The 21,630-nt window shown below is 41.0% G+C and carries 17 protein-coding genes; 11 read left to right on the plus strand and 6 right to left on the minus strand.

Annotated features, from left to right (window positions below):
- Nucleotides 1-61: 61 nt before the first annotated feature.
- A complete protein-coding gene (gene pruA, locus BFS30_RS12825) occupies nucleotides 62-1,696 on the minus strand; it encodes an L-glutamate gamma-semialdehyde dehydrogenase (protein ID WP_069379660.1) in 1,635 nt (544 codons plus the stop codon).
- A gap of 112 nt (nucleotides 1,697-1,808) precedes the next feature.
- Here pruA and lpxK point away from each other — a divergent pair, with 112 nt between their 5' ends.
- From lpxK to BFS30_RS12840, 3 genes are read left to right on the plus strand one after another with little or no spacing between them, the layout of a single operon-like run.
- The gene (gene lpxK / locus BFS30_RS12830; protein WP_069379661.1) at nucleotides 1,809-2,870 is read left to right on the plus strand and encodes a tetraacyldisaccharide 4'-kinase; all 1,062 of its coding nucleotides are present in this window, start codon (nucleotides 1,809-1,811) and stop codon (nucleotides 2,868-2,870) included.
- Entirely contained in the window at nucleotides 2,842-3,657 is an 816-nt protein-coding gene (locus tag BFS30_RS12835) for a purine-nucleoside phosphorylase (protein ID WP_069379662.1), read from the plus strand. Before lpxK ends, BFS30_RS12835 begins: the two co-directional genes overlap by 29 nt.
- A complete protein-coding gene (locus BFS30_RS12840; RefSeq protein WP_069379663.1) occupies nucleotides 3,657-5,699 on the plus strand; it encodes a putative porin in 2,043 nt (680 codons plus the stop codon). Before BFS30_RS12835 ends, BFS30_RS12840 begins: the two co-directional genes overlap by 1 nt.
- Here the strand turns inward: BFS30_RS12840 and BFS30_RS12845 are convergent.
- Complete coding sequence (locus BFS30_RS12845) at nucleotides 5,696-6,958, minus strand: asparagine synthetase B (protein WP_069379664.1); 1,263 nt, start codon at nucleotides 6,956-6,958, stop codon at nucleotides 5,696-5,698. The two genes, BFS30_RS12840 and BFS30_RS12845, sit on opposite strands and share 4 nt — an antisense overlap.
- Before the next feature lie 167 nt (nucleotides 6,959-7,125).
- On the opposite strand from BFS30_RS12845, the gene BFS30_RS12850 reads away from it, so the two are divergent.
- Nucleotides 7,126-7,587 carry a peptidylprolyl isomerase gene (locus tag BFS30_RS12850; protein WP_069379665.1) on the plus strand — a complete coding sequence of 154 codons (462 nt, stop codon included), beginning with the start codon at nucleotides 7,126-7,128 and terminating at the stop codon, nucleotides 7,585-7,587.
- Nucleotides 7,588-7,617: 30 nt separating this feature from the next.
- On the plus strand, nucleotides 7,618-8,157 hold the full coding sequence (locus tag BFS30_RS12855; protein WP_069379666.1) for a DUF5606 domain-containing protein: 540 nt from the start codon (nucleotides 7,618-7,620) through the stop codon (nucleotides 8,155-8,157).
- Nucleotides 8,158-8,405: 248 nt separating this feature from the next.
- On the opposite strand, the gene rlmH is transcribed toward BFS30_RS12855, so the two are convergent.
- Entirely contained in the window at nucleotides 8,406-8,879 is a 474-nt protein-coding gene (gene rlmH / locus BFS30_RS12860; RefSeq protein ID WP_069379667.1) for a 23S rRNA (pseudouridine(1915)-N(3))-methyltransferase RlmH, read from the minus strand.
- A gap of 60 nt (nucleotides 8,880-8,939) precedes the next feature.
- Here rlmH and BFS30_RS12865 point away from each other — a divergent pair, with 60 nt between their 5' ends.
- Nucleotides 8,940-10,754: a MutS-related protein gene (locus tag BFS30_RS12865; RefSeq protein ID WP_069379668.1), complete on the plus strand. Its 1,815-nt coding sequence runs from the start codon at nucleotides 8,940-8,942 to the stop codon at nucleotides 10,752-10,754.
- A gap of 37 nt (nucleotides 10,755-10,791) precedes the next feature.
- The gene (locus BFS30_RS12870; protein ID WP_069379669.1) at nucleotides 10,792-12,129 is read left to right on the plus strand and encodes a GH1 family beta-glucosidase; all 1,338 of its coding nucleotides are present in this window, start codon (nucleotides 10,792-10,794) and stop codon (nucleotides 12,127-12,129) included.
- A gap of 53 nt (nucleotides 12,130-12,182) precedes the next feature.
- Here the strand turns inward: BFS30_RS12870 and BFS30_RS12875 are convergent, their stop codons facing one another.
- A complete protein-coding gene (locus tag BFS30_RS12875; RefSeq protein ID WP_069379670.1) occupies nucleotides 12,183-14,459 on the minus strand; it encodes an aconitate hydratase in 2,277 nt (758 codons plus the stop codon).
- Nucleotides 14,460-14,752: 293 nt separating this feature from the next.
- Nucleotides 14,753-15,370: a polysaccharide deacetylase family protein gene (locus BFS30_RS12880; RefSeq protein WP_069379671.1), complete on the minus strand. Its 618-nt coding sequence runs from the start codon at nucleotides 15,368-15,370 to the stop codon at nucleotides 14,753-14,755.
- Between the two features lie 85 nt (nucleotides 15,371-15,455).
- On the opposite strand from BFS30_RS12880, the gene BFS30_RS12885 reads away from it, so the two are divergent.
- The 4 genes from BFS30_RS12885 to BFS30_RS12900 all read left to right on the plus strand — a co-directional run bounded on the left by BFS30_RS12885 (nucleotide 15,456) and on the right by BFS30_RS12900 (nucleotide 19,657).
- Nucleotides 15,456-16,820: a TolC family protein gene (locus BFS30_RS12885; protein WP_069379672.1), complete on the plus strand. Its 1,365-nt coding sequence runs from the start codon at nucleotides 15,456-15,458 to the stop codon at nucleotides 16,818-16,820.
- A gap of 45 nt (nucleotides 16,821-16,865) precedes the next feature.
- Nucleotides 16,866-18,212 carry an efflux RND transporter periplasmic adaptor subunit gene (locus BFS30_RS12890; RefSeq protein WP_069379673.1) on the plus strand — a complete coding sequence of 449 codons (1,347 nt, stop codon included), beginning with the start codon at nucleotides 16,866-16,868 and terminating at the stop codon, nucleotides 18,210-18,212.
- Between the two features lie 73 nt (nucleotides 18,213-18,285).
- On the plus strand, nucleotides 18,286-19,284 hold the full coding sequence (locus BFS30_RS12895) for an NAD(P)H-dependent glycerol-3-phosphate dehydrogenase (protein ID WP_069379674.1): 999 nt from the start codon (nucleotides 18,286-18,288) through the stop codon (nucleotides 19,282-19,284).
- A gap of 49 nt (nucleotides 19,285-19,333) precedes the next feature.
- Nucleotides 19,334-19,657 carry a hypothetical protein gene (locus BFS30_RS12900; protein WP_069379675.1) on the plus strand — a complete coding sequence of 108 codons (324 nt, stop codon included), beginning with the start codon at nucleotides 19,334-19,336 and terminating at the stop codon, nucleotides 19,655-19,657.
- Nucleotides 19,658-19,742: 85 nt separating this feature from the next.
- Here BFS30_RS12900 and BFS30_RS12905 read toward each other — a convergent pair whose 3' ends face one another.
- Nucleotides 19,743-21,617, minus strand: a complete 1,875-nt coding sequence (locus tag BFS30_RS12905) for a DEAD/DEAH box helicase (protein WP_208603054.1) — start codon at nucleotides 21,615-21,617, stop codon at nucleotides 19,743-19,745.
- Nucleotides 21,618-21,630: the final 13 nt, after the last annotated feature.

Below are 21,630 nucleotides of genomic sequence, written 5' to 3' on the forward strand. Positions count from 1 at the left end.
TTCAGCCTTCCATAAAAAAGGAGGATTTTGTAAAGAATCCTCCTTTTTTATGCTTAAAATTCTAGTCGTTAGACAAGAACGGGTAACGATAATCTTTTGGTGGATCGAAAGTTTCTTTGATCGTACGTGGGGAGACCCAACGTAAAAGATTGATCATTGATCCTGCTTTATCGTTTGTACCTGAACCTCTGGCACCGCCAAATGGCTGTTGACCAACAACTGCACCTGTACATTTATCATTGATGTAGAAGTTACCTGCAGCATTTCTCAAACGATGTGTTGCTTTTTCAATCGCATAACGATCCTGAGCAATCACTGCACCTGTTAAGGCATAGATAGAAGTACTGTCTACCACATCTAAGATCTGATCGAAGTCTTTATCATCATAAACATGTAAAGTCAATACCGGACCGAATAATTCTTCACACATCGTTACATACTTAGGGTCCTCTACTACCAATACCGTAGGTTCAATAAAGTATCCTTTTGATTTGTCATAGTTTCCGCCGGCAATGATCTCCACAGATTTATCATTTTTAGCTTCTTCAATGTATTTCGTCAGTTTATCGAAAGAGTTGCCATCGATTACCGCATTAATGAAATTACCAAAATCTTCTGTTCCGCCCATTTTGAAGGTCGCTAAATCACGAAGCATAAATTCTTTGACTTTAGGCCAGATGCTTTTTGCAACATAAACACGTGAAGCAGCAGAACATTTTTGTCCCTGGTACTCAAATGCGCCACGAATGATGGCTGTGCTGGACGATTCTGCTTCCGCTGAACCGTGAACAAGGATAAAATCTTTACCACCTGTTTCACCAACAATACGTGGGTAAGTCTTAAATTTATGGATATTGTTTCCAATTGTTTTCCAGATATCCTGGAATACGCCGGTAGATCCTGTAAAGTGAATACCTGCAAAGTCAGGGTGATTAAAGATCACTTCGCCTGCCTCAGGTCCGGATACGTATACCAGATTGATTACGCCGTCAGGCAATCCTGCTTCTCTGAAGATTTGCATCAACACATTTGCAGAATAAATTTGTGTATTTGCTGGTTTCCAAACTACCACATTTCCCATCATTGCTGCGGATGTTGGCAGGTTTCCTGCAATGGCAGTAAAGTTGAATGGAGTTAAAGCGAACACAAATCCTTCTAAAGGACGTTGCTCTACTCTGTTCCATGATCCTTTAGGAGAAACCGGAGGTTGTTGTTTATAGATTTCCGACATATAACTCACGTTAAAACGAAGGAAGTCGATCAGTTCACATGCCGAATCAATCTCTGCCTGATAAGCATTTTTTGATTGCCCCAACATCGTTGCTGCATTCAGTTTATAACGATACGGTCCTGCAATAAGGTCCGCTGCTTTTAAGAAGATTGCTGCACGATGTTCCCAGGCCAGGTTCTCCCAGTTTGCTTTTGCAGCCAAAGCGGCATCAATAGCTTGTTTTACATGGTCTTTATTCCCCTTGCTGTATTCTGCAAGAATATGTTGATGATCGTGTGGAGGAGTCGCTTTTCCTTTGTTTTCGGTATGCACTTCCTTCCCATCAATGTACATTGGGATATCGATTTTTTTAGAGCGGGCATCGGCTATTGCAGCCTTCAAAAGTTCACGTTCTTTACTTCCGGGAGCATAGCCTAAAATCGGCTCATTGATCGGAGTTGGTACGTTAAAAAATCCTTTAAGCATGATATAAAATATTGTTTGTACAAAGATAGCCTTTTATTTTGTTGACAGGTAACCCTGAATATGTATTAACTTCATACAATGCGCGCTATAATTCTTATTTTTGAAGCTCAGCATGATTAAATACCTAAGGTTACTGTTATTTCCTTTTTCCATCCTTTACGGGATTGTGGTTTTTGTGAGAAATAAGCTATATGATGCCCGGATTTTTCAATCTGAGGGTTTCGATATTCCTGTGATTTGTGTGGGGAATCTTGTAGTTGGAGGATCAGGTAAAAGTCCTGTGACAGAGTACCTTGTTCGTCTTTTTCCCGATCATAAGATTGCAATTTTAAGCAGAGGCTACGGCCGGAAGACCCAGGGTTTTATTCTCGCTGATGAAAGTGCAACGGCCGAAAAAATCGGCGATGAACCGATGCAGTTTTACCGGAAATTTCCGGAAATCACGGTGGCCGTTTGCGAAGATCGGGTAAAGGGCGTTCAGCTTTTAAAAGAACAGCATGACCTGATCATTCTGGATGATGCTTTTCAGCACCGTGCTATTCGGCCTGGATTCAGTATCCTGTTGTTCGAGTTTGAGAAATTACTTAACCCACAGTTCCTCTTGCCAGCCGGGAATCTGAGAGAAACTTTTTCAGGATATAAAAGGACCCAATCTATACTAATCACCAAAACACCTGAAGGGATAAGTCCCGCGCAGGAAGAAAAATGTATGGGTAAATTCGAGCAGCCGTGGAAAGATCAGACCGTATTTTCAACGCTGGAGTATCAGCAGCTTGTTCCCCTGATCAGCGGAGAAAAACGCAGCTGCTCCACTATTTCAGAAAAAACAGCCGTTTTCCTACTCACTGGAATAGCCAATCCCAAACCATTGTTGTTGCATTTAAATCAGTATAGCAGGGATATCCGTCATCATGATTATCCAGATCATTACCGTTTTAAAGAAAAGGATATTCTGGAGCTGATTACTGCTTTTGAAAGTGATCCTTCAGAAGAAAAAATCATCATCACAACAGAAAAGGATGCACAGCGTTTATTAGGTGATACTTTAAAAGAATTACTGTTAAATTTACCGATCTTTTATTTACCCATTCAGATAGGGATAAGAGCAAAAGATAAAACTACATTTGATCAAAAGATTTTAGATTATGTTTCAAGTCATACACGAAACCGTTGAATATTTAAAGTGTAAAACAGAAAATTTCCAGCCAGAAATTGGTATTGTTTTAGGAACAGGCCTGGGCGGACTGGTTAGTGAAATAGAAGTTACCCATCAGCTGATGTATTCTAATATCCCTAATTTTCCGATTTCTACCCTGGAGTTTCATTCCGGTAAGCTGATATTTGGTACCCTGAATGGGAAAAGGGTGGTGGCCATGCAGGGCAGGTTGCACTATTATGAAGGATATAGCATGCAGCAGATCACCTTTCCGATCCGCGTGATGAAAGCGCTGGGAATTGCCCACCTTTTTGTATCCAATGCTGCGGGCTCCCTGAATAAAGATTTTAAAAAGGGCGACCTGATGGTGATCAATGACCATATCAACCTTCAGCCAGAGAGTCCTTTGCGTGGCAGAAATGATTCGGATATGGGACCCCGTTTCCCGGATATGAGTCAGCCTTATCAGCGCTCTTTAGTGAAAAAAGCACTGGAAATTGCCAAAGAAAATGAAATTACCTGTCACCAGGGCGTATACATTGCCGTAACCGGGCCAAACCTGGAAACAAAAGCAGAATACAATTACCTCAGAATTATCGGAGGTGATGCAGTAGGCATGAGCACGGTTCCTGAAGTCATCGTAGCCAACCATATGAGTATCCCTGTGTTTGCCATTTCCGTATTAACTGATGAAGGTTTTACCGAAGTGTTACAACCGGTGAGCCTGGATGAGATTATTGAGACAGCGAGAATTGCTGAACCTAAAATGACAAAAATACTGAGCCAATTAATCTCGACTTTATAATGTATAAAAACATTGCCTTATTTGTTTTTTGCTTTTTCCTTTTAGGGACCGGGCAGTTATTTGCCCAGGATTTAAAGACCAGTGTGAACGACAATAAATTACTGGACTCTTTAAGGAAAAAAGAAGAATCAGGATTGGACTCCGTTATTTTTACTTCCCGCTTTATCCGTTACACCACGCTGAAGCTCACTAAAGATAGCATTCAGACCGTAGCATTGGATACCAGTTTAAATGGTTTTCAGAATTTCAGCATTATCGCACAACCAAGAAGGCCTACCATCGGAACCGGAAACCTGGGGCTGGCTGCAATGCCCATGCTTTTTGAGCCCTTAAAGACGATCGGTTTTGATGCCGGATTCCATTCCCTGGATTTCTATGCAATCGGGCATGACGACATTAAATACTATCAGGCCAGAACACCATATACCAATCTTTACTTCGCCTCCGCGGGAGAAACAGAAGCCGTATTCAGAGTGACCCACTCTCAGAACATTAAGAAAAACTGGAATATAGGTGCCAATTTCAACCGGATAGGGGCCAATGGATATTATACCCGGCAAAGGGGGGATCACCTGAATGCAGATCTTTTTACCTGGTACCAAAGTCCGAATAAGCGGTATAATTTATTCGTAAATGCTATTTTTAATACCCTGAAAGCACGGGAGAACGGATCAGTACGTAATGATAAAATATATGAAAAGACTTCTGAGACGTTTGGTTTAGATCACATGTCTGAAAGTGTAAGATTGGCGGATGCAGGGCACATTTACAGGGCAAATACATTTATGATCAAACAGACCTATTTTGTGGGAAGAATAGATAGTCTGGCACAGGAGATCAGTCAAAAGATCCTGCCTACAAATAAGATTGCTTATACATTTAAGTACAACCAAAATTCCTATACCTTCCACAAGGGCTCTGCTGATGATGGTACTGCAATACCCGCAGGTACAGTAGACCTGGCGTTTACCTATGATAGTACCAGATATGTCAATGTACAAAATGAATTTATTTATAGTTTTTTTCTGCGTTCAAAAGGAAATTCTGTAATTAAAAACGAGCTGAAACTGGATGCGGGGATCAGACATGATTTTTATAAATACAACCAGGGGGTATATTACGCGGATAAAAAGATCAGTTATTACGACTTCAGATCGACTTTTCAGAACATCACCTTACTGGGCTCAGCCGGTTACCGGTTTAGTAACCGTATTGACCTGAATGTAGATTTACAGCAAATTTTTCAGGGAAGAAATAGCGGGGATTTTCTCTATGAAGCAAAGAGTAATGTGATGCTGAGTAAGTCCGTTGGCCGGATTGTACTGGGTGGATATTTCCAGAACAAGTCTCCGGAAGAGGTATATACCAGGTATTTCGGAAACCATTACAATTGGAAAGAAGCGTTTAACAGAACAAAGACCATTAACCTGTCCTTTAAATACCTGAATGACAAGCTAAAATTTGAAGCAGGTGCGGAATACTACCTGATCAATGATTACCTGTATTTTAAAGCAGCATCGGGCTCTGTTACCGCTCCTGATTCATTGGGAAATGCCACCAATGCAAACAATATTGTTCCTGCCCAATTGGGAAGTGTGAACCTCTTGAAAATTACCCTGGGTAAAAAGCTGAATTTTGGCAAGTTCAATCTGGACAGTTATCTGGTTTATCAGAAAACAGATAATCCGGATATCTTAAGAACCCCTGAAGTTTATGCCTTTGCCAGCTTCTATATAGATCATACCTTTTTCAAGACTTTAAAAACCAATGTTGGATTTGACATCCGTTACAATACTCCTTATAAAAACTATTCTTATTCTGCTCCTGCGGGGCAGTTTTACGTAGGGGAGGGTAGAACCTTTGATTCTACACCCATTCTTGACGTTTGGGTAAAAGCAAGTTTAAGGAAAGCGAACCTCTTTGTAAAAACAGATTATGCTAACCAGGGTTTATTGTCCAGAGGTTATTATTCTGTGAACCGTTATCCGATGATGGACCGTGTGATGCTGAAGTTCGGTGTAAGCTGGAGTTTCTACGACTAAGTTTTCTGCGGTTTCTTTTTGGCCGCAGGGAATAACACATTATTTAAGATCAGTCTATAGCCGGGAGAGTTGGGATGCAGGTTGAGATCCGTTGGAGGATCACCCACTGCGTGTTGATAATCTTCCGGATCATGACCACCATAAAAAGTAAACTGTCCCTTTCCGATTTCCCCATTCAGGTAACGCACCTCTTCTGCCCCTTTGTTCTCTCCCAATACCGTAATGCTGGGTTTTACCAGAGATTTCTTAAAAGCCGTAGTCTGTCCCATAAATCCTTTGATCACTTTTTCGTGATTCTGGGTAAGCATAGTGGGTACCAAATCCCATTTTGCAGAGAAATCAAACAGCGTAAAATAATCATTGGTCTGGTTGAGTAATCTGGTCTGGGTAACGTCAATATCAGAAAATTCATAATTATTAGGGTTTACATCCAGGCGGAAATCTTTGAAAGCAAAAGTTTTGTTGAAATTAAGCTTCGCCTGTGCCTGTGGGTCAGCGCTGTCTCCATCAAACATGCTTTCACAAATATCCACTCCTTCCGCACTCAGCGCAATATCAAAACTATCCGTTCCGGAGCACATGGCAAATAGAAAACCTCCTCCTGCACAGAATTCTTTAATTCTTTTCGCTACAGCAAGTTTCATCTCAGACACCTTATTAAAACCATTTCTCTTTGCGGTAGCTTCCTGATTTTTTACATCATCCCGATACCATGTGGCATTTCGGAAAGCACTCCAGAAACGTCCGTATTGCCCGGTAAAATCCTCATGATGGAGGTGAAGCCAATCGTAACCGGATAACTTGTCTTTTAATACCTCATCATCATAAACCACATCATAGGGGATCTCTGCATAGGTCAGAACCATGGTTACCGCATCATCCCAGGGCAATTTACTTTTTGGAGAGTAAACCGCAATTTTAGGCGATTTCTCCAGTTTTACCACTTCCATATTCACTTCCGGATCACTGATCTCATTTAAAATAGCGGTCACCTTTCCATCCGCGAGTACCTGATAAGAAACACCCCTGGTTTTACACTCGTCTTCTATTCCTTTATTGTATTGAATTAAAAAGCTGCCACCCCGATAGTTTAAAAGCCAGCTCACATCAGCTTTTTGCTTGATGCTCCAATAAGCAATGCCATAGGCTTTCAGGTGGTTCTTTTGATCTTCGTCCATGAAAATGAGAATGGAAGAGGCTTTGAGACCGAGACTAAGGGTCAAAAGAAAAAACAGCAGGTAAATTTTTTTAAGGGCCATACTTTTATCGGGTATATGCGAAAGTAATTTTTTATAAACCTAATCATAAAATTATTGTGCTTAATAAACGTTTATACACGATAATCAGTATATAAGGCTTTTTTACACTTAATTACTATTCAGTAATCATTTCAATTTACTAAATTTGGCATTTACAAAAAATTATCATGAGCAAAGCAATAATAAAAACAGATAAAGGCAATATGACCGTTCAGTTCTACGATCAGGATGCGCCTAATACCGTTGCTAACTTTAAGAAATTAGCTTCAGAAGGATTTTATGATGGCGTTACTTTTCACAGGGTAATTCCAAACTTCGTTATTCAGGGCGGATGTCCGAATTCTAAAGATCCGGCTAAAGCACATCTTGCAGGTACAGGTGGTCCTGGTTACAAGATCGATTGCGAATTGAGCGGTGAAAACCAGTTCCATGATCGCGGTGTATTGTCTATGGCACATGCTGGTAGAAATACAGGTGGTTCACAATTCTTTGTATGCCACAGCAGAGATAATACTGCCCATTTGGACAGAAATCACACTTGCTTCGGAAAAGTAATAGAAAATGTTGATATTGTTGACGATATCAAACAAGGAGATAAGATTATAGGGATAGAAGTAATAGAAGATTAGTTTCTTACTTCTCAAAAAAAGACAATTTATATGAATTTAAGAGGAATCGTTGCAGTATCTGGAAGACCAGGTTTATTTAAGCTGGTAGGGCAAAATAAAGGCGGATACGTTTTAGAAAGCCTGGATGCTCAAAAAGTTAAAATTGTAGCCAATATTACTACAACTAAACTGGCTTCATTAGAAGATATCACCGTATACGGCGAAGATGACGATTTGAAGCTATTGGACGTTTTGGCTAATATCGTTGCAGCTAAAGGAAACGTTCCTGATGCAAAAGCTGATGTAAAAGAGTTGAAAGCATTCTTCCTGGAAGTTGCTCCCGGACATGATCAGGAAAAAGTGTACACTTCAGATATGAAGAAAATTGTTTCCTGGTACCACTTATTAAAGGACTTGCCACTTTTCAGTGAAGAAGCCCCTAAAGAAGGTGGAGATCATGAAGCGGTAAAAGCTGAAGATAAGGTAGAAAAAAAGCCTAAAGCTACTCCAAAACCATCGAACGCTAAAGCACCGAGCAAAACTGCTCAGCCTGCTAAGAAAGCGAATATGACCAGCAAAAAAGGAGTTTAGAATTTACAGACTCCATCAGGTATATAAAAACCGGACCTCTACAGGTCCGGTTTTTTATTTAGAGAAAAAACCAGATCAGAACAAAGGCAATCACGGAGATCACTATAGCAATAATATAACTCAGGCGGTCCCGTTTCTTGTCACTTTTAAATCTGTAGTCTCTTTTAAAATCACTTGGCAATTGCATAATAACTCCTTTTTTTATTGATGATGATGAATGTTCTGGTTTTCCACAAAACCAATGGACTTTATTCGTGGTGATAAGGCTCGCCTTTCAAAATGCTGAATGCCCGGTAAAGCTGCTCAACAAAGAACAAACGAACCATTTGATGGGAGAAGGTCATGTCGGATAAAGACATGCTGCCATTGGCCCTTTGGTATACACTTTCATCAAAGCCATAAGGGCCTCCAATGATAAATATGAGGTGTTGAACACTGCCAATCATCTGTTTATTCAGGTAATTGGAGAATAAAATCGAAGTGTATTTCTTGCCTTTCTCATCTAGCAGGATCACCGTATCCAGGTTGCTGACCTGTTTTAAAATCAGTTCTGCTTCTTTTGTCTTCTGCTGCGCTTCGGTCAGGTTTTTAGTGTTCTTTACGTCAGGTATCACCATAAGATTGAACCCGATATAATGCTTCAATCGCTTTAAATACTTTTCAATCCCCTCAATCAGGTATTTATCCTCGGTTTTTCCAACAACCAGTAATGTAATTTTCATTAAGTGTATATTGTTTTTTCTAATCCCTATATTTACCCGTTTAGAGCACATCCAAAGATAATGGTAAAAACAAAAGATAGTATTTTAAACGACTACCAAAATAATATTAAAACCCAGGAAATCCGAATTGCAGATCTTAAAAAGAAATTAAATAAGATTTCATTTTCCAGGCTGGGCCTGTTCATCTCTGAAATCCTCACCATAGCATTGATTATCAATATCGGCTTTAATGCAATTTTAACAGGACTTTTGGCCGTTCCGCTGTTCCTGTTTATGTTTCTGGTAAAAAAGCAAAGTGCTGTGCAGAGGGACCTGACTTATGCCGGACAATTACTTTGGGTTTATCAGAACGAAGCCGACCAGATTCTTTTTGGAAAAAATGGCTACCACAATGGAGAAAACTATCAGGATGAGCAGCATCCTTATTCCTCAGACCTGGATATCTTTGGGCCAGGTACGCTGTACGCCTTTATCAACCGGTGTAATACGCAGAAAGGTATGGATTTACTGGCGGCTAATCTGAGCGCGCCAAATGATAAAAGAACCATTCTTGAGCGTCAGGAGGCAATCAAAGAATTATATGGCCATATTGACCAGAGCTTTCATTTTCGCGCACAATTGCAGAACCATAAACCAGAACAGTTAAAGGTCATTCAGAATAAACTGAAATACCAGTTGCCCGAACAGCTGTTATTTACCAATAAGCGCTTTTTAAAAGTAGCTGTGCAGGTGGTACCTTTTGTGATGGCGGCTTTATTCGTCCTGGGGCTTGTAGTAGGGGGCGTAACCTGGCAGGTCTTTGGACTGGCTGCAGTCTTCAATATGGGGCTTACCTTTTTCAATTTAAAAGACATTAACCAGGTTTACTATGGCTTCACCGGGAGCGCTAATCTTCTGAATGCCTTCTCCGGAACCATAAAATGGACAGAAGAAGTAAAATGGAACAGTTCCTATATTAAAAACCTTTTCCCTGCTCAGCAGGAAAGTCTTCCGGTGAGCAGTCAGATCAGACAGCTGTCCAGGATTATTCAGGCTTTTGATGCCCGCCTGAATATCATTCTCAGTGCTTTTCTCAATCTGTTTTTGTTGTGGGACCTCAAATGTTCAATAAATCTGGCACACTGGCATCGAAAATATGCAGCAGAGGTGATGGCCGGGCTGGAAAGGATCAGCCGGTTTGAAGAACTGATTTCATTTGCTACACTGACCTATAACCAACCGGAATGGAATACCCCTGTTATCGAAGATGCGTTCCATTTAAAAGCCTTGGAGCTGGGACATCCTTTGATTCCTCAGGGAACGCGTGTACTCAACGATTTTAATTTAAATCCCCAACCCACCGCAGATATTGTAACAGGTTCTAATATGGCTGGAAAAAGCACTTTCCTGAGAACTGTAGGTATCAATATGGTGCTGGCCTTTGCCGGTGCTCCGGTTTGTGCAAAGGAAATGTCGCTTTCCATCTTTAAAGTACTTTCTTATATGAGGATCAAGGATTCTTTAAATGACCAGACTTCTACCTTTAAAGCAGAACTGAACAGATTAAAGATGATCCTGGATGCGATTCGTATTTCTTCCAATTCCCTGGTGCTGATTGATGAAATGCTGAGGGGAACAAACAGCCGGGACAAATACCTGGGCTCTAAGGTATTTATCGAAAAGCTGATCGATCAGCAGACGCCTGTTTTATTTGCTACCCACGACTTACAACTGTCGGAAATGATCAGCGATTATCCGGAACGGGTCAGGAACTATCATTTTGATATTCAGATCAGTGAGGGCGAAATGAACTTCGATTATAAACTTAAACATGGCCCTTGTACTACATTTAACGCTGCTTTACTTTTAAAGGAGATTGGCTTAACGTTAAATTAACACCTTATTCCCATCTTGGCTGTTATATACGAAAGATATGATTAAAGCATCAGATTTTGGGCGTGATTTTTCCTGGGGAGTGGCCACAGCTGCGGCTCAGATTGAAGGGGCAGCGGATCTTTATGGAAAAGGACCCTCGATCTGGGATTCTTTTTCCAACAGATCGGGTAAAATAAAAAAAGGCCATCACCCAACCATTGCCTGCGATTTTTATCATAGATATAAGGAAGACATTGCTTTAGTTAAACTACTTGGTTTCTCTATATTTCGTTTCTCCATATCCTGGCCCCGGATTATGCCTTATGGGGAGGGGATGGTCAATGAGGAAGGCATCCGTTTTTATCATCAGGTCATTGATGAATGTCTGTTGAACGGGCTTGTTCCTTACATTACTTTATACCACTGGGATTTACCGGAGGCATTGGAAGAAGAGGGGGGCTGGACGGCCTTTGGTATCAATACCGCTTTTAATGCTTTTGTATCTGTCTGCGCTAAAACTTATGGAGATAAAGTAAAAAACTGGATCGTATTGAATGAACCTTTTGGCTTTACTTCCCTGGGCTATATGCTCGGTATTCATGCTCCTGGTAATACCGGGCTGACCAATTTCTTTTCAGCTGTACATCATGCCGCAATTGCACAGGCAGATGGCGGAAGGATTTTAAGGGCGGAAGTGAGCCAGGCGAATATCGGAACCAGCTATTCCTGTTCCGAAATCATCCCGTATACACAGAGCGAATCTGATTTGCTGGCCGCACAAAGGGTAGACTGCCTGATGAACCGGCTGTTTATAGAGCCGACCCTGGGCATGGGTTATCCCGGGACAGACTGGGAGGTGATGGAGAAATTTTCTATTCAGCATTCTACCTGGCGACATACCGAACGCCTGACCTTTGACTTTGATTTTATCGGGATTCAGAACTATTTCCCGCTCACGATTAAATACAATGCCTTTATTCCGGTAATTCAGGCCTGGGAAGTGAAGGCAAAAAACCGGAAAGTTCCACACACTACCATGGGTTGGGAAATCAATGGAAATAGTTTTTATAATGTGATCAAACAGTTTGCTGCCTATCCTAAGATCAAAAGTTTAATGATCACGGAGAATGGTGCGGCTTATCATGATAAAGTAACTGAGGGTAAGGTTCATGATGCAGAAAGGATTGCTTACTTTCAGGAATACCTGGCTGCGGTATTAAAGGCTAAAAATGAAGGGCTGAACATTACCGGATATATGGCCTGGACACTAATGGATAACTTTGAATGGGCCGAAGGCTTCAATGCCCGCTTCGGCCTGGTTCATAATGATTTTAAAACCCAAAAACGGACGATCAAGGATTCCGGATACTGGTGGCAGCAGTTTCTAAAAGCATAAAAAAAGCTGCTCCGGTCCGGAGCGGCTTTCAGTAATTATATGTTCAGCTTTGACTATGCGTTTTTCGCTGCTGCTTCTCTGCGGATGATGTTTAGTGCACCACCTGCTTTGAACCATTCAATCTGCTGCGCATTGTAGCTATGGTTAACCGTAATTTCTTCTTTAGTACCGTCGATATGGTTTAATACCAATGTCAATGGAACATCAGGGCTGAAAGTTGTTAAGCCAATGATATCAATCGTATCGTCTTCCTGGATTTTATCATAGTCGTCCTTGTTAACAAATGTCAAACCAAGCATTCCTTGTTTTTTCAGGTTGGTTTCGTGGATACGGGCAAAAGATTTTACCAATACCGCGCGAACACCTAAGTGACGAGGCTCCATTGCCGCGTGCTCACGACTTGATCCTTCACCATAGTTTTCATCACCAACTACAATAGAACCGATTCCCTGTGCTTTATAGGCACGTTGAGTCGCAGGAACAGGACCGTATTCACCTGTTAATTCATTTTTAACGTTATCCGTTTTATCGTTGAAATAGTTTACCGCACCAATCAACATGTTGTTCGAGATGTTGTCCAGGTGACCACGGAATTTTAACCATGGACCAGCCATAGAGATATGATCCGTTGTACATTTTCCTTTTGCTTTGATCAGTAACTTTAAACCTTTAAGGTCTGTACCTTCCCAAGGCGTAAAAGGATCAAGCAATTGCAGACGGTGTGAAGTAGGAGATACCAATACCTGTACACCACTACCATCGGCAGCTGGTTGCTGATATCCTGCATCATCTACATCAAAACCTCTTGGAGGCAATTCAAATCCTGTTGGCTCATCCAGTTTAACCTGTTCGCCATTGGCATTTGTTAAGGTATCTGTAAGCGGGTTAAAGCTCAGGTCACCAGCAATAGCCAATGCCGTTACCAGTTCCGGAGAACCTACAAAAGCAAAAGTGTTCGGATTTCCATCTGCACGTTTTGCAAAGTTTCTGTTGAAAGAGTGAACGATGGTGTTTTTCTCTTGTTTTTCAGCACCAACCCTGTCCCACATGCCGATACATGGTCCGCAGGCATTTGTGAATACTTTAGCACCGATTTTCTCGAATACATCTAAGAATCCATCACGCTGAATCGTGAAGCGGATCTGCTCAGAACCCGGGTTGATACAGTATTCAGATTTTGCAGTTAAGCCTTTATCAGAAACCTGCTTAGCGATACTTACCGCGCGGGAGATGTCCTCGTATGAAGAGTTGGTACATGAACCGATCAAACCTACATCGATTTTCATTGGCCATCCGTTTGCTGCGGCAACTTCTTTCATTTTAGAGATTGGCGTAGCCAAATCCGGAGTGAAAGGACCGTTCAGATAAGGCTCAAGCTCTGAAAGATTGATTTCAATGATCTGATCAAAATATTTTTCCGGCTCAGCATATACTTCTGCATCACCTGTTAAGTGTTCTTTAATTGCGTTTGCTGCATCAGCTACATCAGCCCTGTTGGTCGCACGTAAATAACGCTCCATGCTCTCATCATAACCAAAGGTTGAAGTCGTTGCGCCGATTTCAGCACCCATATTACAAATGGTTCCTTTACCAGTACAGCTCATGCTGCTGGCACCTTCACCAAAATATTCTACGATTGCACCGGTACCACCTTTTACGGTTAAGATACCGGCAACTTTAAGGATTACATCTTTAGCTGAAGTCCATCCGTTTAATTTTCCGGTTAACTTGATACCAATCAGTTTAGGGAATTTAAGCTCCCATGGTAAACCTGCCATTACATCACAGGCATCAGCACCACCAACTCCGATGGCAACCATACCTAAACCACCTGCGTTTACCGTATGAGAATCGGTACCGATCATCATACCGCCCGGGAAAGCATAGTTTTCCAATACAACCTGGTGAATAATACCTGCTCCTGGTTTCCAGAAGCCGATACCATATTTATTTGAAACTGAGGCAAGGAAGTCAAAAACCTCTTTACTCTCTGTATTTGCTGCCGGTAAATCTATCTCAGCACCATATTTTGCGGTGATCAGGTGATCACAATGAACCGTTGAAGGAACAGCTACCTGAGGTCTTCCCGCCTGCATAAATTGCAATAAAGCCATTTGTGCAGTTGCATCTTGCATGGCCACACGGTCAGGAGCAAAATCTACGTAATCAGTACCTCTTACATAAGAAGTATTTGTATTTCCATCCCAAAGGTGGGTGTAAAGAATTTTTTCTGAAAGTGTTAAAGGTCTGCCTACTAATTTACGGGCCGCCTCTACACGGGGGCCAAAGTTTGCATACACCTTTTTGATCATTTCTATATCAAAAGCCATTGATAATATGTGTTAAAAGGGTAAGTTATTCTTAATTATTTGTAGCGAATTTACGAAAAAAAACAGGTGCAGGACATCATCTGCTGATCATTATATTATTTATAAATATTCTAAATAATATGGACGCAAGGATACGAAAACTGAATAAAAAGAATAACACTGGTCATTTTTGAACATTACTGTTCGTTTATGAACAGTTTTGAATGCTGGTTTAATTGTAATGCGCTGAAAAATAGCTTTTTGAGTTGTTTTGCTGTTCTTGGCCTGAGCTTCGCTTAAATCAGAGCTGGATGTCAGAGGGTTTTGAATTGATAGCCCTGTTCACTGAAATATTGTAAAACCCTCGGTAAAGCATATTTTAGCCTGTCGAAAGCTTTCAGACTGTCATGGAAAACGATAATGGAGCCATTTGTGGCATATTTAATCACATTGTTGTAACACTTTTGTGGGGAAAGCTTCAGGTCAAAATCGCCGCTAAGCACGTCCCACATGATGATCTGAAGGTCAGGAAAGTAGCTGCGCAGACCGGAAATCTGCGATTTTTTAATTCTGCCGTAAGGCGGACGAAATAAATGGGTATTGGTCAGTTCCTGGCATTGCCGGAAATTTTGAAGATAAACCGGATCTTCCGTTTTCCAGCCTTTTAAGTGATTAAAAGTATGGTTTCCGATCTGGTGCCCTTCAGACTTAAGCTTTTCGAATATATCGGGATGCTTTTGTATATTATCGCCAATGCAAAAAAAGGTGGCTTTCGCATTAAAGCTTTTTAAAGTTTTTAGTACAAAGTCTGTAACATCCGGTATAGGTCCGTCGTCAAAGGTTAAATAAATGACTCTTTGAGCTCGGGTTTTGTTCCAGATGAGAGATGGGTAATACCATTTCAGTAAAAGCGGAGATTTAACCAGGTACATCCCCAAAAGTAGTAAAATACTTTGTTGTACCTGAAAATTTACAAAATCAGTTAGTTGTTTATATTATTATTGTGAAATTAAAATTATGAGAAAGTTTACCAGTTTTAATGCGTTACCCAAGCTCAGCTTAGTTTTGTCATTAGCATTCATCACCGGTTTTGTGCAGAATTCCAATGCACAGGAAGTGATTACGATTCAGGATGCTATCGATAAAACTTTAAATAATAACCTTACCATCAAACAATCACAGTTCAGTGAAAGTTTATCTGATGAGACTTTAAAGCAATCAAAATTAGCCTTGATTCCTACCCTGAACGGGTCGGCAAGCAGCGGAATTAGTTTTGGTCGTAGTATGGACCAGAATACATTCGAGGTTATCAACCAGAAATTATTGAGTACTTCGGGCTCATTATCTTCCGGAGTAACCGTTTTTGAAGGATGGTCAAGGATCAATCAGATCAGACAAAATAAACTGCTACTCGATGCCGGTAAAGCAAATACAGACAAAGTTAAAAATGACCTGATCTTACAGGTCGTTACTTCTTATCTGCAGATCCTATACAATATTGACCTTCTGAAAGCGGCGAATGTTCAGCTGGCTGTAGCCAAACAGCAACTAAACAGAGAGCAACAACTGTTGGATGTAGGAAACAAAACACTGGCAGATTTGTCTCAGGCTAAATCCCAACTGGCAACCGCAGAACTGAATGTCACTAATGCAGATAATGCATTAACCATTTCTTATCTGACGCTTGCACAAATCATGGAGCTTCCATCTTCCACAAAATATGAAGTTCAGGCACCTTTGCTGGAGAGCTTTAATGCTCCGCAAACAAGGTACAACCCGGACGAGGTTTATGCAGATGCAGTAGGTCTTTTTCCTGATATTAAACTGGCGGGACTGAGAACTGAAGCTGCAAAAAAAGGAATTGATGTGGCTAAAGGTAGTTTATACCCTAGGCTTTCTTTCAGTGCAGGTTTAGGAACTTCTTACTCTTATATCTTTAGCAGTTCTTCTCCGCAAACAAGTTTTGCAGATCAGATCAATGAGCGTTTTAGTCAGAATATCGGTCTTAACTTAACCATTCCTATCTTCAATGGATTACAGGCACGAATTGGTGTCAGAAGAGCGAAGATTAACTACCTGCAGTCACAGACAGATGAGAAGCTGGCAAAAAATAACCTGAATAAAGTGATTTACCAGGCCGTTGCAGATCTGAAAGCAGCTGAAGGGCGTTACCGCTCTACTACAAATACTTTTCAGGCCCAAAAGGATGCATTTAACGTAATTGAACAACGCTATGCTGTAGGATTGGTAAATTCCTTAGATTACAGCACTTCTCAATCCAACATGAATAAAGCTGAAGTCGATATGATTCAGGCAAAATATGATTTACTCTTCAGGGCAAAAGTGATTGACTATTACCTGGGCAAGCAGATCATCTTTTAAAGCATTATAAAGCTCGATTTGATAAAATAATATAAACAACAACAAATGAAACTAAAACCCATATTAATTACATTAGGCGTAGTCATTGCTTTACTGGTTGTAGCAAAGCTTACCGGCCTTATTGGTGGTGAAAAAATTGAAAAAGTGACCATCGATAAAGCTGCAGACAGAAAAGTAATAGAAACGGTTACTGCAAGTGGAAAGGTACAGCCGGAAACAGAAGTGAAATTAAGCTCTGAGGTTTCCGGAGAGGTGACTGAACTGTTAGTAAAAGAAGGTGACGTGGTTAAAAAAGGCCAGTTGCTGATTAAAGTTCGTCCGGATGTGTTAAAGTCGGGTTATGACAGGGCTGTAGCTTCCTATAGTTCTCAAAAAGCAGGTGTGGCTTCTTCATTGCAAATGATGAAACAAAGCCAGGGAAATTTCGTAAATGCGGAGGCAACTTACAAACGTAACGTAGAGTTGTTTGCAAAAAAGGTAATCTCAGCATCGGAGTTTGATGCGGCAAAGGCTGCTTTCTTAACCGCAAAAACCAATGTGGCGAAATCTAAAGAAGACTATGTAGCTGCCAAATTCCAGTTGGAGCAATCGGGTGCCAATGTTCAGGAGGCCAATGCCAACCTGGCTAAGGCAACGATCTATGCACCGGTAGATGGAGTGATCTCTAAGTTATCTGTAGAGTTGGGAGACCGTATTCTAGGTACTGCACAGATGGCAGGAACAGAAATCATGAGGATTTCCAACCTGAAAACTATGGAAGTTAACGTGGATGTGAACGAAAACGACATCAACAGGGTAAATGTTGGAGATAGTGCGAAGATCGAAGTGGATGCTTTTGCGGATAAAAAGTTTAAAGGTATTGTGACTGAGATCGCAAGTTCTTCAAAAGATATTGGTTCAGTAACCACCTCAGTAGATCAGGTAACAAACTTTGTGGTTAAAGTAAGGATCATTGCAGATTCTTATGAGGGTGTTAAAGGTGGTGCAAAAGACCTTCCTTCTCCTTTCAGACCAGGTTTGTCAGCAACTGTGGATATCGAAAGCGAATCGGTAAAAGGATTGGCCATTCCAATCCAGTCGGTATTTACCAGCGACAAGAATAAAGATGCTAAAACTGCCGGAAATGACGAGAATGCAGATAAACAAAAAACAAAGCTGACTGATAAAACAGTGAAGCAATATGTTTATGTATTCAATGCAGGAACTGTTAAACAGGTAGAAGTAACTACAGGAATTCAGAACGATCAGTTCATCATCATCAAAACCGGACTTAAAGCCGGACAGGAGGTGGTATCTGGTCCTTACTCTGCCATCCAGAATAAATTGAAAGACGGAATGAAAGTAGAGAAAACAACTAAGGATCAATTGTTTGTAAGTCCTGATAAAAAGTAAACTTTATCAATCATTTTTAAATGAGTAAATTGCCCCGGTTAAAACAATAACCGGGGTTTTTTATTTATACTGTATGATACCTAAAGTTGCAATGATTGGTGGGGGTAGTTGGGCTACTGCTATTGTAAAAATGCTTTCAGATAATACGACTGCAAAAGAAATTTATTGGTGGATGCGAAATGTAGAAGCCATCACTCATCTGCAAAAATATAAGCACAATCCAAACTACCTGAGTTCTGTGGAGATCAGAATCCCGGAAGCACATATTTCAAGTGATATCGTAGCCATTATTGAACAGGCTGAATACGTGCTTTTAAATGTCCCTGCTGCCTTTTTAAAGGAAACCCTGAAGGATGTTAGTCCGGCGATGTTAAAAGGCAAGAAAATCATCTCTGCGATTAAAGGTATTGTTCCCGATGAAAATCTGATTATTGGAGAATTTTTGAACCAGAAATATGAAGTTCCGCTAGAGGATATCGTCGTAATCAGCGGACCTTGTCATGCAGAAGAGGTTGCTTTAGAAAAACTGTCTTACCTGACGATTGCTTCTCTTGACCTCGATCTGGCCGGTACTTTTGCTAATTTGCTAAGCACGAGGTACATCAAAACAAATGTTTCTGATGATATCTTCGGAACAGAGTACGCTGCGGTATTGAAAAATATTTATGCTGTGGCCAGTGGCATATGCCATGGGGTAGGGTATGGAGATAACTTTCAGGCGGTTTTAATCTCTAATGCCATCCGGGAAATCAAACGCTTTGTAGATGCGGTACATCCGATTTCCAGGGATATCAAAGAATCTGCTTATTTAGGTGATCTGCTGGTTACCGCCTATTCTCAGTTCAGCAGAAACCGGACTTTTGGAAATATGGTCGGTAAGGGCTATACTGTAAAATCAGCACAGCTGGAGATGAATATGGTTGCTGAGGGGTATTATGCAGTAAAATGCATGCACCACATTAACAAAAAATATAAGGTAGATATGCCAATCAGCAGAGCAGTATATGCGATTCTTTATGAACAACATTCTCCACATATCGAGATGCGTTTGCTGACAGAACAGCTGAATTAATCAAACAAAATTTAAGGTGGCATTGTTATCAATTGAAAAACATACTACCATGAAAAGAAAATATTTGTTTGGGGGTTTAGCCCTTGCATTCCTAAGTACATTGGCCTTCAATTCTAATGCGCAGGAGAAAAAAGAAAGTGTTGGTCAGGTGATTAGCAAAACAGCTACAAAAGTGGGTAATAAAACTGCAGAAGTAGCGGTAAAAGGGACGGCTAAAGTTGCGGATCAGACTTATAAAGGCAAAATGGCTCCTGATGGCTCTGATGTGTACATCAACGGTAAAAACAAGAAATACTATATTAACAAAAAAGGAGCGAAGGTTTATCTGAAAGAATCACAGATCAGAACCCGCCCGGTAAAGAAAAGTAAATAAGCAATCGCTGCCGGACGAGGTCCGGTGATAAATAAAAAGGTCGGTTTCCAGAATGGAACCGACCTTTTTTATGATTTGAGAATGACTAAGATCTACGTCTTCTATCACCGCTTCCGCCACGATCTTCACGGCTTCTTCCAGAGAAATCTCTGAAGCCACCAGCGCTGCTGCTTCCGCCTTCACGTCTGCCACCGCCACTTCCGCCTTCGCGTCTGCCGCCACCGCTGCTTCTTCTGTCACCACCGCCGCTTCTTCCGCCGCCATAACTTCCGCCTTCGCGTCTGCCACCGCCACCGAATCCACCACGACTACGGCCACCGCCGCCGTCACCATCAGCAGTTTTCTCAATTCTAACACCACGGTTGTTGAATTCAACACCTTTGAAGTTATTGAAAAGAGAATCTACAGTTGCATCTTCTACTTCAAAGAATGAATAAACACCTTTTAAGTCGATTTTGCCAATGCTTTTTCCGCTGATTTTACCGTTGTTACAAACAAAAGATAACAAGTCACCTCTTGTAAAGTCATCTACCGAACCTAAGTTGATAAACAAACGGGTATAGCCGTCACTGCCTCTATGGCTTCTTTCGCCGCGCTCACCACGTTCTCCTCTTTCACCACGATCATCAGCCGAAGAGTTAAGATCAGGAGCGTTTTTGTAATATTCTAAAAAGCGGTTAAACTCTAAAGATGCAAAACGTTTGATCACTTCTTCTTTGCTCAATTCGGCAAACTCATCCATAATACGAGGGATGTATTGCTCAATTTGTGCTTCGTTAACTTCTACCTTGTGAACCTTGTGAACCAAAGCAAACAATTGTTTTTCGCACACGTCAAAACCTGTAGGTAAAGAAGCTTTAGTGAATTGTTTACCAATGATTCTTTCAATCTGACGGATTTTTCCAAGTTCTTTAGAGTTAACGATACAGATAGAGATACCTGTTTTACCCGCACGGCCGGTACGACCACTACGGTGGGTATAACTTTCAATTTCGTCAGGTAGTGAATAATTCACAACGTGTGTTACGTTGTTTACATCAATACCACGTGCTGCAACATCAGTAGCAATTAACAATTGCATGTTACGGTCACGGAAACGCTGCATTACTTTATCACGTTGTTGTTGAGATAAATCTCCGTGTAAAGCATCCGCATTATAACCGTCTTTAATCAAGTGCTCAGCAACATCCTGTGTATCCATTTTGGTTTTACAGAATACTACCGCAAAGATTTCAGGGTTAAAATCTACGATACGTTTTAAAGCAGCGTATTTATCTCTGGCACGTACGATATAGTACTCATGCTCAATATTTACGTTACCTGTGTTTTTGGTACCCATGGTTAACTCTACCGGAGAGTCCATGTAATTTTTAGCTATTCTTCTAACCTCTGGAGGCATAGTAGCGGAGAATAACCATGTTTTTTTGTCGTCAGGAGTAGTCGACAAGATGTCGTTAATGTCTTCCTGGAAACCCATGTTCAACATCTCATCGGCTTCATCCAGAACTACATACTTCACGTTAGTGAAATCTATAGCTTTTCTGCCAATAATGTCTAACATACGGCCCGGTGTAGCCACAACAATTTGTACACCGTTTCTAATTTCACGCAATTGTTGCATAATGTTTGCGCCACCGTAAACGGCAACTACATTAGCTCCAGAGATGTTTTTTGAGAAATTCTTGATGTCGCTCGTAATCTGTAAGCAAAGCTCTCTTGTAGGGCATAAAATTAATGCCTGAGGCTTGTTGCTTTTAAAATCGATCAATTCTAACAGAGGTAAACCGAATGCGGCTGTCTTTCCTGTTCCTGTTTGGGCCAAACCAACAAAATCGTTATTGCCCTCTAACAGCACAGGAATACTTTGCTCCTGAATAGGTGTTGGATTTTCGAAACCTAAATCCTTTACGGCATTAACAACGTCATCACTTATCCCCAATTTACTAAATGGGTTTATCATGTATATATATTAA

Source organism: Pedobacter steynii (assembly GCF_001721645.1).
Taxonomy (GTDB): domain Bacteria; phylum Bacteroidota; class Bacteroidia; order Sphingobacteriales; family Sphingobacteriaceae; genus Pedobacter; species Pedobacter steynii_A.